The sequence below is a fragment of the Roseateles chitinivorans genome (genome assembly GCF_050632145.1).
In the GTDB taxonomy this organism is placed as follows: domain Bacteria; phylum Pseudomonadota; class Gammaproteobacteria; order Burkholderiales; family Burkholderiaceae_C; genus Roseateles; species Roseateles chitinivorans_B.
On sequence record NZ_CP192577.1, the window covers coordinates 2,823,183 to 2,838,540 of the forward strand.

The window sequence follows — 15,358 nt, forward strand, 5'->3', positions numbered from 1 at the left end:
TGCGTGTGGCGACCTACAACATCCACAAGGGCGTGCGCGGCATGGGGCTGGGCAAGCGCCTGGAGATCCACAACCTCGGCATGGGCGTGCAGGCGCTGGACGCGGACCTGGTCTTCCTGCAAGAGGTGCGACTGTTCCACCATCGCGAGGCGCGCCAGTTCGATCGCAGCTGGTTCGGTTGGCCGGAGCAGGGGCAGGCGGAGTTCCTCGCGCCGGAAGGTTACGAGGTGGCCTACCGCACCAACGCCGTCACGCGCCACGGTGAGCACGGCAACGCGCTGCTGTCGCGCTATCCGCTGGGCGACATCGGGCACCACGACGTGTCGGACCACCGCTTCGAGCAGCGCGGCCTGCTGCACGTGCCGGTGCGCTGGCAGGGCACCGAGGTGCATGCGGTGGTCGCCCATCTCGGATTGATCCACGGCAGCCGGGTGCGCCAGATCCAGAAGCTGGCGGCCTTCATCGAGGACCACGTGCCGCGCGGCGCGCCGCTGGTCGTGGCCGGCGACTTCAACGACTGGGGCGAGCGGCTGGAAGAGTCCATGCGCACGACCGGCCTGAGCCGGGCGATGCTGCCCGGCGCGAAGCGCTCGCTGCCGACCTTCCCGTCGCGGGTGCCGGTGTTCGCGCTGGACCGCATCTACATGCGCGGCCTGCGCTGCGTGGACATGAAGGTGCCGCGCGGTCCGGCGTGGGCGCGGATGTCCGACCACCTGCCGCTGCTCGCCGAGCTCGTGCTGACTTGAAGCGGACGCCGGAACCCCTCTTCCCGTGGACCCTCGGGTCCCAGCCCAGCTTCACCGGCGGCAACGCGGTGCGGCTGCTGTGCGGCGGCGACGCGCTGTTCCCGGCGCAGATCGAGGCGATCGATCACGCGGAACACGAGGTCTGGCTGGCGACCTACATCTTTCACGATGACGAAGCCGGCGCCGCGACCGTCGACGCCCTGAAGCGCGCGGCGCAACGCGGCGTGCGGGTGAGGGTGGTGGTCGACGGCTTCGGCTCCAAGGGCAGCCTGGCGTGGCTGCGGGCGCAGCTCGACGGCGCGCCGGTCGCGCTGGCGGTGTTCCGTCCGATCGACCGGTGGTGGAACTGGCTGCATCCCGGGCAGTTGCGACGACTGCACCAGAAGCTGTGCGTGGTCGACGGCCGGGTGGGCTTCGTCGGCGGCATCAACGTGATCGACGATCGCGTGGACCTGCACCACGGGCGCACCGAGATGCCGCGGCTGGACTTCGCCGTCAGCGTCGGCGGGCCGGCGGTGCGGGCCATCGAGCAGGCGGCGCGTGCGGTGTGGACACGGGCGTGGCTGGGCCACGACTTCGGCGACGAGATGCGGGCGATGATCCGCAGCGCCTCGCCGGCGCGGCGCGCCAGGCGACTGATGCGGCGCATCCGGATGCCGCGCGGGGAACACCGCCGGCGCGACCCCGACCGCCTGCCGCCGGTGCGCGCGGCCTTCGTGCTGCGCGACAACCTGCGGCAGCGCCGCACCATCGAACGCGCCTACGTCGACGCGATCCGCGCCGCGACCGCGCGTGTCGACCTGATCACGCCCTATTTCTATCCGGGGCAACGCTTCCGCCGCGCGCTGAAGGATGCCGCCCAGCGTGGCGTCCAGGTGCGGCTGCTGCTCCAGGGCAAGGTCGACTACAAGATCGCCGCGCTGGCCGCCCACGCGCTCTACGACGAGCTGCTCGGGCACGGCGTCCAGATCTACGAATACACGCCGGCGTTCCTCCACGCCAAGATCTGCGTCGTCGACAACGACTGGGCCACCATCGGCAGCTCCAACATCGATCCGCTGTCGCTGCTGCTCAACCTCGAAGCGAACGTCGTCGTGCGCGACGCCGCGTTCGCCGGCGACGTCGCACGGGAGTTCGACGCGGCGGTCGCCCTGTCCCATCGCGTCGAGCAGACCGCGGGGCGGGGTCTGCGAGGCTTCCTCGGGCGCGCGTTGGTCGCCTGGGTCGCCTATGTGTACCTGCGGGTGGCAGGCGCGACCGGGCGGTATTGATCGGCCGTGGGGACGCTTGAACCTACCACTGCGTGGGACGTCGTGGCTTGAAGATGTCGGGCACGAACGAGGTCGGGAACGGATCCTGGCCCACGGCGGGCTCCTTGCGGCCGTCGGGATTCCACACCTGCCGGTCCAGGAAACGGAGCATGTCGCCGAAACGGGCTGCCCAACTGGCCTCGTCGTGCGTCCCGCCGGGGACCTCGACGTAATTCAAGGTCGTGCGCTGCCAGCCGCGCGCAAACAGCTGCGCGCGCAGCTGTCGCAGCTGGGCGACCGCCTGCGGCCCCTCGTCGGTGCCCATGTCCAGCCACAGGCGCGGCCGGTCCAGGCTCATCGGCAGCGGCGTACGGGCCACGTCGCGGATCGGGAACTCGTTGTCCCACCACAGCGACGGGGAAATCACCAGCGCCGCGCCGAACACGTCGCTGTGATGCATGGCCAGCCACAGGCTCGCGATGCCGCCCAGCGAAGATCCCCCGACCGCCGTATGCGCCGCATCCGGCTTCGTGCGGTAGCGCGCGTCGATCGACGGCTTGAGCTGCTCGATCAGGTAGCGCGCGTAGGCGGGCGCGAGACCGCCGCGCGTGTTGCCCTCGTACTTCATCGCCGTCGCGGTGTATTCGTCGATGCGACGCGAGGTGTTGTTGACCGCCACGATGATCAGCGGCTGGATCTGGCCGTCGACGACGAGGCGCTGCGCGGTCTCGTCGACCTGCCACTCGGCGCCCGCCGCGGCGGCGTCGAAGACGTTCTGGCCGTCATGCAGGTAGAGCACCGGGTAACGGCGGTCGGTGTCGCGCTCGTAGTTCGGCGGCAGCCAGACCTGCACCGGACGCTGGGCGACGAAGTTGCCGGGCAGCGGCGCCAGGCGTTCGATCGTGCCGGCACGGCTCAACGAGATCGGCGCGCCCGGCGCATTGAAGGCGCGCGAGACCCGGACCTCGTCGGCGACCAGTTCCAGCGACCGGTTGGAGCCGGACTCCCAATCGCCTTCGGGGTCGTTCTGGCCGGGGTGCTCGACATGGAACTTGTAGGGCACGTTGCCGCCGGGCGGAATGCGCTCGAAGACGATGGAGACGCTGTACCAGCCCTCGCGGCCCAGGCCTGCCGCGGGCGCGACGATCGAGCGCCCCCAGTTCAGCGGCGCCGCGCCGCCGCGCACGCCGACGACGTCCTTGGTGGCATCGAAGCGGCCGCCGGCGATCTCCTCGCGCATGTCGATGTCGAAGACGACCTTGGTCGCGGCGAAGGCGCGCGGTGCGACGAGCAGCGCCGCCATCAGCAGCAACAGGCCGGCCACAAAGCGCACAAGCAGGGGCGAAGCGCGTTCCGGCGCGGGGAGGGTGGAAACGCGAACGGCGCGCGGAGTGCGCGCCGTCGAGGCGGTGTGGGGCATGCGGGACTCGCGGGGAGGTGGCGGGCGCGGCCCGCCGATGTCCCGGATGTTAGTCCAGCACGACCATCTCCGTGCGTGCGCGCAGCAGCGCGGCCGGGCCGCGCGGACCGTCGTCGTTGACCAGCACGAAGGCGCGCTCGATGTCCGGCGCCAGGTAGTGGTCGGTGGCCATCGCCGGACACTGCTCGCGCAGCAGCGCATGCACGTCCTCCAGCGGCGCGGAGCTGCGCAGCGGCCGCAGGAACTCGATGCCCTGCGCGGCGGCCAGCAGCTCGATGGCGACGATGTGCGCGGTGTTGTCCAGCATCGGGCCCAGGCGACGGGCGCCGAAGGTGGCCATCGAGACGTGGTCCTCCTGGTTGGCGGAGGTCGGCAGGCTGTCGACGCTGGCCGGATGCGCCAGCGACTTGTTCTCGCTGGCCAGCGCCGCGGCCGTGACGTGCGCGATCATGAAGCCGGAGTTCAGGCCGGCGTTCTCCGTCAGGAACGCGGGCAGGCGCGAGACGCCGGTGTCGATCAGCATGGCGATGCGGCGCTCGGCGATGGCGCCGACCTCGGCGATCGCGCAGGCGAGCGCGTCGGCGGCGAGCGCCACCGGCTCCGCGTGGAAGTTGCCGCCCGAGACCATCGTGGCCGGGCCGTCCTCCGGCGCGAACACCAGCGGGTTGTCGGTGACCGCGTTGGCCTCGCGCAGCAGCACGTCGCGGACGTGGCGCGACTGGTCCAGGCAGGCGCCCATGACCTGCGGCTGGCAGCGCAGGCAGTAGGGATCCTGCACGCGGTCGTCGCCGTCGCGATGCGACTGGCGGATCGGGCTGCCGGCGAGCAGCGCGCGGTAGGCCGCGGCGGCCTCGATCTGGCCGGGCTGGCCGCGCACCTCGTGGATGCGGGGATCGAAGGGGCCGTCGCTGCCGCGCGCGGCGTCCAGGCTCAGCGCGCCGCTGACGACGGCGGCGGCGTAGACGGTCTCGAAGCGCAGCAGGCCTTCGAGCGCGAGCGCCGTCGAGGTCTGCGTGCCGTTGATCAGCGCCAGGCCTTCCTTGGCTCCGAGCACCAGCGGCTTCAGCCCGGCCTTCTCCAGTTCGGCGAGCGCGGGCTTGCGCTGGCCGTCGACCAGCATCTCGCCTTCGCCCATCAGCGCCAGCGTCATGTGCGACAGCGGCGCCAGGTCGCCCGAGGCGCCCACCGAGCCCTGCGCCGGCACGTAGGGCACGAGGCCGGCGTTGAAGGCGTCGAGGATGCTCTGCACGACGGATTCACGCACGCCGGAGAAGCCACGCGCCAGCGAGGCGGCCTTCGTCGCCAGCATCAGCCGCACGACCGGCGGCGCCAGCGGCGCGCCGACGCCGACGCAGTGCGAGCGGATCAGGTTGCGCTGCAGGGCGGCCAGCTCGTCCTTGCCGATGCGCTTGGACGCGAGCTTGCCGAAGCCGGTGTTGACGCCGTAGACGGGGTCGTCGCCGGCCGCGGCCGCCTGCACGACGGCAGCACCGCGGCGGATCGCGGGCCAGGCCTCGGCATGCAGCGCGAGCGACACGCCGCCGGCGCGGATGCGGCGCAGCTGCTCCAGCGAGAGCTGGCCGGGAATGAGTTCGAGGGAAGTCGTCATGGGAACTCGGATCGAAGTCTGATTCGGTGTCTGGGGAAGGGCGGGAGCGTGGGCGGGCGTGAGGGCTCAGCGGCCCAGCATCGGCAGCTTCAGGCCGCGCTCCTGCGCGGTCTGCTGCGCCAGCTCGTAGCCCGCGTCGGCGTGGCGCATGACGCCGGTGCCGGGGTCGTTCCACAGCACGCGCGAGAGGCGCTTGTCGGCCGCTTCGCTGCCGTCGCAGACGATGACCACGCCGCTGTGCTGCGAATAGCCCATGCCCACGCCGCCGCCGTGGTGCAGCGAGACCCAGGTCGCGCCACCGGCGGTGTTGAGCATCGCGTTGAGCAGCGGCCAGTCGGACACGGCGTCGGAGCCGTCCTTCATCGATTCGGTCTCGCGGTTCGGGCTGGCGACCGAGCCGGAATCCAGGTGGTCGCGGCCGATGACGATCGGCGCCTTCAATTCACCGGTGCGGACCATCTCGTTGAACGCGAGCCCGGCCTTGTGGCGCTCGCCCAGGCCCAGCCAGCAGATGCGCGCGGGCAGGCCCTGGAAGGCGATGCGCTCGCGCGCCATGTCCAGCCAGCGGTGCACGCCGGCATGGTGGGGGAAAAGTTCCTTGATCTTGGCGTCGGTCTTGTAGATGTCCTCCGGATCACCGGACAGCGCGACCCAGCGGAACGGGCCGCGGCCCTCGCAGAACTGCGGGCGCACATACGCGGGCACGAAACCGGGGAAGTCGAAGGCGTTCTTCACACCCTGGTCGAAGGCGACCTGGCGGATGTTGTTGCCGTAGTCGACGGTCGCGATGCCCATCGCCTGGAAGTCCAGCATCGCCTGCACGTGCACGGCGCAACCGCGCGCGGCGGCGGCCTTCAGGTCGGCATGCTTCGAGGCATCCGACGCGGCGGCCTTCCATTGTTCCACCGTCCAGCCCACCGGCAGGTAGCCGTTGATCAGGTCGTGCGCCGAGGTCTGGTCGGTGACCAGGTCCGGCTTGATCGCGCTGCCGGCCTTCACGCGGGCGACCAGCGCGGGCAGGACCTCGGCCGCGTTGCCCAGCAGCGCGATGGAGACGGCCTTCTTCTCCGACGTGTACTTGGCGATGCGCGCCAGCGCGTCGTCGAGGTCGGTCGCCTGTTCGTCGACGTAGCGCGTCTTCAGGCGGAAATCGATGCGCGACTGCTGGCACTCGATCGTCAGCGAGCAGGCGCCGGCGAAGGTCGCCGCCAGCGGTTGCGCGCCGCCCATGCCGCCCAGCCCCGCGGTCAGCACCCAGCGGCCGACCATGTCGCCGCCGAAGTGCTGGCGGCCGGCCTCGGCGAAGGTCTCGTAGGTGCCCTGCACGATGCCCTGCGAGCCGATGTAGATCCACGAGCCGGCCGTCATCTGGCCGTACATCATCAGACCCTGGCGGTCGAGCTCGTTGAAGTGCTCCCAGTTGGCCCAGGCCGGCACCAGGTTGGAGTTGGCCAGCAGCACGCGCGGCGCATCGACGTGCGAGGGGAAGACGCCGACCGGCTTGCCCGACTGGATCAGCAGCGTCTCGTCCTCGTTGAGGTTCTTGAGCGACGTCAGGATCTGCTCGAAGCAGTCCCAGTTGCGGGCCGCCTTGCCGATGCCGCCGTAGACCACGAGCGCATCCGGGTTCTCGGCCACGGCCGGATCCAGGTTGTTTTGGATCATCCGGTAGGCGGCTTCGATCAGCCAGTTCTTGCAGCTCAGCTGCGTGCCGGTGGGCGCGCGCACCGGGCGGGGCTGGGCCGAGGGAACAGGGGTCGTGGTCGTCGTCATCGAGGTCTCCTGGTCTGGGCAACGAGGCCCGGCCGCCGTGGATCGCGCGGCCGGCGGGCCGCTGGTGGGCCGATGGGGCGCGATCATAGGAGCGGTTTTCTCAGTTGTCTATACAAGTACAGTCAAGTAGGATCGCGCCCCATGGCGACCCCCTCATCGAGCCCGGCCGGCGACGGCCCCTCGCCGCAATACCTGAAGGTGAAGACGCATCTGCGCGAAGGCATCGCCGGCGGGCGCTGGCGCCCGGGCGAGCGACTGCCGTCCGAGGCGGAACTGACCGGGACCTTCGGCGTCAGCCGCATGACGGTGAACCGCGCGCTGCGCGAGCTGCACCAGGAAGGGATGATCGAGCGGGTGCAGGGCGTGGGCACCTTCGTCGCGCAGCTGCACCGGATCGCGTCGACGCTGACGGTGCGCGATGTGCATGACGAGATCGCCGAGCGCGGTCACCGCCATGAGGCCCGGGTCCATGTGCTCGAATCGTTGAAGGCGAGCGCCGGACAGGCGGCGATGCTGGGACTGCGCGCCGGCGCGACCCTGTTTCACAGCGTCATCGTGCACCGCGAGAACGGCATCGCGATCCAGTGCGAGGACCGCCTTGTCAATCCGGCCTGCGCACCGGCCTACATGGACCAGGATTTCGAGCAGGTGACCCCGACGCATTACCTGCTCGAGGTCGCCCCGCTGTCGGAGGCGCGCTATACGATCGAGGCGGCCATGCCCAGCGCCCTCGAGGCGAAGCTGCTGGGGATGCCGCGCGCCGAACCCTGTCTCGTGGTGAAGCGGGCGACATCGAGTCTTGGCCGCACGGTGACGGCGGTGCGGTTGGTGCATCCGGCCAGCCGATATTTTCTTGAAGGCAGCTTCCAGGCGTGACGCTGTTCACGAGTTGGCGGGCCAGTTGTAGCAGGAGAGCGGATGTGACGTTTCGTGACGTGACGCGGTGGATGAGTCTTCGAAAATCCCGGGCTTCGACAAAAACCAACAAGCTGCCGGACATGAGCTGGATGAGGATCACCGCTGATGATGTCGCGCCCACCCCGTGGCGCAACGGGGGAGGGCGGACGCGCGAGTTGCTGGCCTGGCCGCACGTGGCGGACTGGAAGGTCCGCGTCAGCATCGCGGACATCGACCGCGACGGGCCGTTCTCGACCTTCCCGGGCGTGGACCGCTGGTTCAGCGTGCTGTCGGGCGGGGGCGTGATCCTGCGCGGCCGCGCGCTGAAGCCCAACGAGGGCATCGTGCAGTTCGCCGGCGAGGACGCACCGAACTGCGTGCTCATCGACGGTCCGACGCAGGACTTCAACGCGATGCACCGTCGGGACGCGGGCGTGTTCCGCGTGCAGCCCGCCGACCGGCCGGTGATCCCGCACGGGGCGCAGTGGCTCGGCCTGTTCACGCAGGAGGGCGGGATGATCATCCACGGCCACCGCTCCGTGCCGCTGGCGCCGCACACGCTGGCGTGGTGCGAGTCGCCGGCCTCGCAGAGCTGCGTCTTCGACGACGGCGATCAGCATGGTCCCGCGTGGTGGCTCATCTGGAGCGAGTCTTGACGATCGGGGCCTCGACGGCAGGAACGGCGTCGGCACAGGCGCCGCGGCGCGTGCTGTACGCCCATGCGACGCTGACCACCCTGGCGGGCGACCGCGACTGGGGCCGGGTGAACGACGGCGCGTTACTGGTCGAGGACGAGTCGCTGCGGTGGGTCGGGCCGATGGCGGCGCTGCCGGCGGATCTGCGCGACAGTGCGGCCGAACTGCACGACCTGGGCGGCCAGCTGGTGACGCCCGGCTTCATCGACTGCCACACGCATCTGGTCTACGGCGGCGAGCGCTCGGCGGAGTTCGAGCTGCGCCTGCAGGGCGCGACCTACGAAGAGATCGCGCGCGCCGGCGGCGGCATCCGATCGACCGTCGCCGCGACGCGGGCGGCGAGCGAGCAGGACCTTCATGCGCTGGCCGTGCAGCGGGCGCGGGCGCTGATGGCCGAAGGACTGACGACGCTGGAGGTGAAGTCGGGCTACGGCCTGTCGCTGGCGGACGAGGCGAAATGCCTGCGCGTCGCGCGCCAGCTCTCCGGACTCGGCCTGACGGTGAAGACGACCTATCTGGGCGCGCATGCACTGCCGCCCGAATTCGACGGTCGTCAGGACGAGTACGTCGACGCGGTCTGTGCGTGGTTGCCGGAGTTGCACCGGCAGGGACTGGTCGACGCGGTCGACGCTTTCTGCGAACCCATCGGTTTCACGCCCGACCAGACCCGCCGCGTGTTCGAGGCCGCTCAGGCGCTCGGTCTGCCGGTGAAGCTGCATGCGGAGCAGTTGAGCGATCAGGGCGGTGCGGCGCTCGCGGCGGCGTTCAATGCGCTTTCCTGCGACCACCTCGAATACCTGAGCGATGCCGGCATCGCCGCGATGGCGCGTGCCGGAACGGTGGCGGTGCTGCTGCCCGGCGCCTTCTACTTCCTGCGCGAGACCAAGCTGCCGCCGATCCAGGCGCTGCGCGACGCCGGCGTGCCGATCGCGCTGGCCACCGACCACAACCCGGGCAGCTCGCCAGGGCTGTCGCTGCTGCTGATGCTCAACATGGCTTGCACTTTCTTCCGGATGACGCCGGAAGAGGCGCTGCGCGGTCTCACGACGAACGCGGCACGGGCGCTCGGTTTGCCCGATCGCGGGCGGCTGGCCGCAGGCCAGCGCGCCGATTTCTGCATCTGGGACGCCGCGCATCCGCGGGAACTCGCCTACTGGTTCGGCCGCAATCCGTTGCGGCAGACCGTCGTCGGCGGACGGCCGCGCGGCTGAAGCGGCGGGTGGCTGAGCGGCTGCGCGGCTGCGCGGCGGAGGTTCGGCCGAGACAAGAACGAAGCGGCCCACGGTGCGCGCCAGCGCCTGCCGCGGCCCCAGGAGACGAGAGGAAACGAGCGATGAAGCACGACGTCTTTGAATTGCGGCGCGGCCGCACCCCGCTGCTGATCAGCATGCCGCACGTGGGCCGCGAGATCCCGGCGGACCAGCATCACCGCTACGTCGAGCGGGCGCTCGGCAGCGAGGACACCGACTGGCACCTCGAGCCGCTGTACGCGCCGATCGCCGGGCAGCTCGGCGCGGGGTTGCTGGTGCCGCGCTTCTCGCGTTACCTGATCGACCTGAACCGCCCGCCCGAGGACACGCCGATGTACCCCGGCGCGTCCAACACCGAGCTGTGCCCGACGCGCTTCTTCACCGGCGAGCCGCTGTACAAGGAGGGCCTCGCCCCCGACGCCGAGGAGAAGCAGCGCCGCGTCGAGACCTACTGGGCGCCGTACCACCAGGCGCTGCAGGGCGAGCTGCAGCGGCTGCGCCAGGAACACGGCTTCGCGCTGCTGTTCGAGGCACACAGCATCCGCTCCGAACTGCCCTGGCTCTTCGAGGGCCAACTGCCCGACCTCAACATCGGCACCGTCGAGGGCAAGTCCTGCAAGCAGGTCACGCGTCAGGCGATGGAGATCGCGCTGCAGGCGCAGGACCGCTTCAGCTGGGTCCTCGACGGACGCTTCAAGGGCGGCTACATCACGCGCCAGTACGGGCGGCCCGAGCTCGGCCAGCAGGCCGTGCAGCTGGAGATGTGCTACCGCTGCTACATGGTCGAGAACGACATGGGCTTCACGGGCTACGAGCTGGACGCAGCCTGCGTCGAGAGTGTCCGCCCGGTGCTGACGACGCTGCTGCAGGCCTATCTGCTGGCCAATCCGGCCCGGAACGCCGCATGAGCCCGACGACTTTCCACGCGCGCCTGGCGTGGCTCGACGGCCGCTGGCAGCCGGACGTGCTGATGCGCGTGGGAGCCGATGGTCATTGGGCGGCGATCACCGTCGGAGAAGCGCCGCCGGCGGACGCCCTCCGCCTGGACGGCCCGGTGCTGCCGACGCTGGTCGACGCGCACAGCCACGCCTTCCAGCGCGCCTTCGCCGGCCTGTCCGAGCAGCGCGACAGCGACAGCGACGATTTCTGGTCCTGGCGCGATCGCATGTACGGCGTCGCGCTGCGCGTGACGCCCGCGCAGCTGAAATCCATCGCGGCGCAGCTCTACACCGAACTGCTGGCGGGCGGCTACACCCAGGTCTGCGAGTTCCACTACCTGCATCACCGCGAGGACGGAACCCCGTACGAGGACGAGCTCGCAATGGCGATGGCCCTGGCCGAGGCGGCGCAGGAGACCGGCATCGGCCTGACGCTGCTGCCGGTGCTGTACGCGCATGCCGGCTTCGCCCAGAAGGGCCTGCGGGACACGCAGCGGCGCTTCCGCACCGATGCGGAGTGGGTCTGGCGCGCCTGCCAGCGCATCAACGCGGCGGGCCTGCCGCTGGTGCGCGCCGGCGTGGCGGTGCACTCGTTGCGTGCGGCGCATGCGGACGATGTGCGGGCACTGCAGGCGCTGGTCGGCGATGCGGACATCCCCATCCATGTGCACGTCGCCGAGCAGCAGCAGGAAGTCGACGACTGCCTCGCGGCCACCGGCAGGCGGCCGATCGACCTGCTGGCCGACTACGGGCTGGATCCGCGCTGGCATCTGGTGCATGCGACGCACAGCACGCGGGACGAGATCGCGCGCATCGCCGCGAGCGGCGCAGGCGTCGTGATCTGCCCGGGGACCGAGGGCAACCTCGGCGACGGCCTGGCGGACCTGCCCGGCTGGCTGGGAGCGGACGTGCCGCTGACGGTGGGTTCGGACAGCCAGGTCACGCGGGGCTGGGTCGAGGAACTGCGCTGGCTGGAGTACGGACAGCGCCTGGGCCAGCAGCGGCGCAACGTCGCCGCTCGGCCGGGCCGGCAGCCGTCGACGGCAGCACGCCTGTTCGACGCCTGTGTCGCGGGCAGCGCGCGAGCCGCGGGCCTGGACGCGTGGGGCCTGCGGGCCGGCGCACGCGCGGACTTCCTCGTGCTCGACACTGCCGCGAGCGGCCTGGCCGGACTGCCGGAAGCGGCGCTGCTGGACGGCCTGGTCTTTGCCAGCCAGGGAGCGACCTGGGCCGCGGTCTACGTCGCGGGGCAACGGCGCGCCATCGACGACGCCGCCCGCCGCGAGGACTTTGTCGCGACGATGAACGCGCTCTGGCGCTGACCCCCGTTTCCACAGGGTGTCCGGCTGGCACGCCGGCTGCTAGGCTTTTCCCACTCCTTCTACAAAGATGGGAATGCCATGTGGTCCTTGCGTAACTTCACGATCCGGACGCGCCTCATGGCGCTCGGCCTGTTGTCGGTGTTCGCGCTGCTGCTCATCGGCGGCGACGGGCTGTGGGCGATGGCCCGCACCAAGCAGGATTTCCAGCACTACGTGCAGCAGGATGTCGAGTCGCTCGTGCAGCTGTCCGAGATCCGCGCCGGCGTCGGCAACCTGCGGCGCTACGAGAAGGACATGCTGATCAACATCGGCGACGATGTTGCGGTGAAGCGCTACCAGGAGGAATGGCGCAAGGCCTTCGAGGGCGTCAACAAGAGCCTGGACGCGATCGGCCAGCTCGACATCCTCCCGGAGATCAAGTCGATGCCGCCGGCCATGAAGGCGTCGTTGGGCAGCTACCGCAGCGGACTCGACGGCATCGTGGAACGCATCCTGAAGCAGGAGTTCGTCGATTCCGCCGAGGCCAACCGGCAGACCGAGCCGATCAAGGGGCCGGTCCGGGAGATGGACAAGCAGCTCGGCGCGATGACGAAGGCGATCATGGAGCGCGGCAACCAGGAGGTCCAGCGCATCGACGCGGAGGAGGTCCGCATCCGGATGGCGCTGGGCGGCGTGATGCTGGTGGGCGTGCTGGTGATCGGGACCTTCACCTTCTTCAACATCGCGTCCATCCTGACCCCACTGGCGCAGGCGGTCGGCACGACCGAACGCATCGCGCGGCAGGACCTGAGCGAACGCGTCGACGTGCACGGCACCGACGAGACCGCCGCGATGATGCGCGGCGTGCAGGGCATGCAGGCATCGATCCGCAACGTGGTCAGCGGCGTGCGCAGCGCCACCGACAGCATCGCGACGGCGTCGCGCGAAGTCGCGGCCGGGGCGCACGATCTCAGCCACCGGACCGAGCAGGCGGCGTCCAACCTGGAGGAGACCGCCTCGGCGATGGAGCAGCTCACCGCGAGCGTGCAGCACAACGCCGATTCGGCGCGGCAGGCCAACGCGCTGGCGGAAGAAGCGGCGGGCGCCGCCGGGCGCGGCGTCAACGTGGTCGGCGAAGTGGTGCAGACGATGGGCAGGATCAGCGCCTCGTCCGCGCGCATCGTCGACATCATCGGCACCATCGACGGGATCGCGTTCCAGACCAACATCCTCGCGCTGAACGCGGCCGTCGAGGCGGCCCGTGCGGGCGAGCAGGGGCGCGGCTTCGCCGTCGTCGCCGGAGAGGTCCGCACCCTGGCGCAGCGCAGTGCCGAAGCCGCCAAGGAGATCAAGCAGCTGATCACCGCCAGCGGGGAAAGCGTCTCCAGCGGCGCCGCCCTCGTCGAACGCGCCGGGCAGACGATGAACGAGATCTCCGATTCGATCACCCGCGTGTCGCGCATCGTGGCGGAGATCAGCCACGCCACGACCGAGCAGAGCGGCGGCATCAACCAGATCGGATCGGCGATTTCTCAACTCGATCAGATGACGCAGCAGAACGCGGCGCTCGTCGAGGAGTCCGCCGCGGCGGCGCAGAGCCTGCAGCATCAGGCGGATGCGCTGTCGCAATCGGTGGCGGTGTTCAAGCTCGGTTGAATACCCGTGCTTCGACGGTCGGGGCGTTGGCCGCCAGAGCGCAGGGCCTTGGCGTCAAGCGCCAAGACCCCGTGCTCTGCCGTCCCCGATCACTGTCGTACTCCCGCGGTTTTGCCACGGAGGACTTCGGGTGAGCGATCGAGGGTCTCGTTCGTGACATCGGTGCGGGAGAACTCCACGGTGCACGAGGTTTAGAGGACGGCGTCCTCGGGCGCTGGCATGGCGGCTGCTAGTCTTTTCCCATCGATCCACCTCGTTTGGAAAACATGCAGTCGTTGCGCCATTACACGATCCGGACCCGCCTCCTGGGTCTGGGTCTCCTGTCCGTCCTCGCCCTCCTGTTCATCGGCGGCGCCGGCCTCTGGGCCATGGGCAGTTCACGAGCCGACTTTCAGCAGTACGTCGCGCAGGACGTCGGCGCGCTGACGCAACTCTCCGAAGTCCGCGCCGGGATCGGCAACCTGCGCCGCTTCGAGAAGGACATGCTCATCAACATCGGCGACGACGGCACCGTCAAGCAGGCCCAGGCCGATTGGCAGAAGACCTACGCCGGCGTGATCCGCTCGCTCGACACGCTGGCGACACTCGACGCCAGCCCCGAGATCCGCGCGCTGCCGCCCAAGCTCAAGCAGTCGCTGGAGGCCTACAAGGCCGGCGTCGACGACATCGCCAAGCGCATCCTCAACGCCGACTTCGTCGATGCCGCCGAGGCCAACCGCTCCACCGACGCCATCAAGGCGCCCGTGCAGGCGATGGACAGCGGCGTCGGCGACATGACGACGGCCATCCTCCAGCAGGGGCAGGACGAGGTGGAACGGCTCGGGACCCGCGAACTGAGCGTGCGCGGCGTGCTGGGCGTCGTGATGGCGGTCGGCGTGGCGCTGATCGCGCTGCTGACCGTGCTGAACATCCGCTCCATCCTCGTGCCGCTGGCGCAGGCCGTGAGCACGACCGAACGCATCGCCCGCAAGGACCTGAGCCAGCCCGTCGAGGCCGAAGGCGCCGACGAGACCGCCGCGATGGCGCGCGGCGTGCAGGGCATGCAGGCGTCGATCCGCGAGGTCGTCAGCGGCGTGCGCAACGCCACCGACAGCATCGCGACGGCGTCGCGCGAGGTCGCCGCCGGCGCGCATGACCTGAGCCAGCGCACCGAGCAGGCCGCGTCGAACCTGCAGGCCACCGCGTCGGCGATGGGACAGCTGACGTCGAGCGTTCAGCACAACGCCGCTTCCGCCGGCGAGGCGAAGTCGCTGGCCGAGCAGGCCGCCGAGGTCGCCGTCCGTGGTGTCAGCGTGGTGGGCGAGGTCGTGCAGACGATGGGCAGGATCAGCACCTCGTCGGCGCGGATCGGCGACATCATCGGCACCATCGACGGGATCGCTTTCCAGACCAACATCCTGGCGCTGAATGCGGCGGTGGAAGCCGCGCGTGCGGGCGAACAGGGGCGCGGTTTCGCGGTCGTCGCGAGCGAGGTGCGTTCGCTGGCCCAGCGCAGCGCCGAGGCCGCCAAGGAGATCAAGCAACTGATCACCGCGAGCGGCGAGAGCGTCTCCAGCGGCGCCGCGCTGGTCGGCCGCGCCGGCGAGACGATCAACGAGATCTCCGAGTCGATCTCGCGCGTGTCGCGCATCGTGGCGGAGATCAGCCATGCGACCGCCGAGCAGAGCGGCGGCATCAACCAGATCGGCTCGGCGATCTCGCAGCTGGACCAGATGACGCAGCAGAACGCCGCGCTCGTCGAGGAGTCCGCCGCCGCCGCGCAGAGCCTGCAGCATCAGGCCGATGCGCTCGCCCAGTCGGTCGCCGTCTTCAAGCTGAACTGA

The 15,358-nt window shown here is 70.3% G+C and carries 12 protein-coding genes; 9 read left to right on the forward strand and 3 right to left on the reverse strand.

What is annotated here, in order from left to right; all coding sequences use genetic code 11:
• Nucleotides 1-41 precede the first annotated feature (41 nt).
• Nucleotides 42-746 (forward strand): endonuclease/exonuclease/phosphatase family protein, encoded by a 705-nt coding sequence (locus ACQ86G_RS13075; RefSeq protein WP_431261398.1) that lies wholly within the window; start codon nucleotides 42-44, stop codon nucleotides 744-746.
• The gene (gene clsB / locus ACQ86G_RS13080) at nucleotides 743-2,017 is read left to right on the forward strand and encodes a cardiolipin synthase ClsB (RefSeq protein ID WP_431260954.1); all 1,275 of its coding nucleotides are present in this window, start codon (nucleotides 743-745) and stop codon (nucleotides 2,015-2,017) included. The genes ACQ86G_RS13075 and clsB overlap by 4 nt, the downstream gene beginning before the upstream one ends.
• A gap of 22 nt (nucleotides 2,018-2,039) precedes the next feature.
• On the opposite strand, the gene ACQ86G_RS13085 is transcribed toward clsB, so the two are convergent.
• The 3 genes from ACQ86G_RS13085 to hutU form a co-directional block, all read right to left on the reverse strand.
• On the reverse strand, nucleotides 2,040-3,320 hold the full coding sequence (locus ACQ86G_RS13085; RefSeq protein WP_431260955.1) for an alpha/beta hydrolase: 1,281 nt from the start codon (nucleotides 3,318-3,320) through the stop codon (nucleotides 2,040-2,042).
• Nucleotides 3,321-3,465: 145 nt separating this feature from the next.
• Complete coding sequence (gene hutH / locus ACQ86G_RS13090; RefSeq protein WP_431260956.1) at nucleotides 3,466-5,025, reverse strand: histidine ammonia-lyase; 1,560 nt, start codon at nucleotides 5,023-5,025, stop codon at nucleotides 3,466-3,468.
• Nucleotides 5,026-5,091: 66 nt separating this feature from the next.
• On the reverse strand, nucleotides 5,092-6,798 hold the full coding sequence (gene hutU, locus ACQ86G_RS13095) for a urocanate hydratase (RefSeq protein ID WP_431260957.1): 1,707 nt from the start codon (nucleotides 6,796-6,798) through the stop codon (nucleotides 5,092-5,094).
• A 141-nt stretch (nucleotides 6,799-6,939) separates the two neighbouring features.
• On the opposite strand from hutU, the gene hutC reads away from it, so the two are divergent.
• The 7 genes from hutC to ACQ86G_RS13130 all read left to right on the forward strand — a co-directional run bounded on the left by hutC (nucleotide 6,940) and on the right by ACQ86G_RS13130 (nucleotide 15,358).
• Nucleotides 6,940-7,674, forward strand: coding sequence for a histidine utilization repressor (hutC, locus tag ACQ86G_RS13100; protein WP_431260958.1), 735 nt, complete (start codon nucleotides 6,940-6,942; stop codon nucleotides 7,672-7,674).
• 122 nt (nucleotides 7,675-7,796) lie between these two features.
• Entirely contained in the window at nucleotides 7,797-8,351 is a 555-nt protein-coding gene (locus ACQ86G_RS13105; protein WP_431260959.1) for a HutD/Ves family protein, read from the forward strand.
• The gene (hutI, locus tag ACQ86G_RS13110) at nucleotides 8,348-9,601 is read left to right on the forward strand and encodes an imidazolonepropionase (RefSeq protein WP_431260960.1); all 1,254 of its coding nucleotides are present in this window, start codon (nucleotides 8,348-8,350) and stop codon (nucleotides 9,599-9,601) included. Before ACQ86G_RS13105 ends, hutI begins: the two co-directional genes overlap by 4 nt.
• 122 nt (nucleotides 9,602-9,723) lie before the next feature.
• A complete protein-coding gene (gene hutG / locus ACQ86G_RS13115) occupies nucleotides 9,724-10,548 on the forward strand; it encodes an N-formylglutamate deformylase (RefSeq protein WP_431260961.1) in 825 nt (274 codons plus the stop codon).
• Nucleotides 10,545-11,900, forward strand: coding sequence for a formimidoylglutamate deiminase (gene hutF, locus ACQ86G_RS13120; RefSeq protein WP_431260962.1), 1,356 nt, complete (start codon nucleotides 10,545-10,547; stop codon nucleotides 11,898-11,900). The genes hutG and hutF overlap by 4 nt, the downstream gene beginning before the upstream one ends.
• A 78-nt stretch (nucleotides 11,901-11,978) precedes the next feature.
• The gene (locus ACQ86G_RS13125) at nucleotides 11,979-13,535 is read left to right on the forward strand and encodes a methyl-accepting chemotaxis protein (RefSeq protein WP_431260963.1); all 1,557 of its coding nucleotides are present in this window, start codon (nucleotides 11,979-11,981) and stop codon (nucleotides 13,533-13,535) included.
• Nucleotides 13,536-13,801: 266 nt separating this feature from the next.
• Entirely contained in the window at nucleotides 13,802-15,358 is a 1,557-nt protein-coding gene (locus ACQ86G_RS13130) for a methyl-accepting chemotaxis protein (protein WP_431260964.1), read from the forward strand.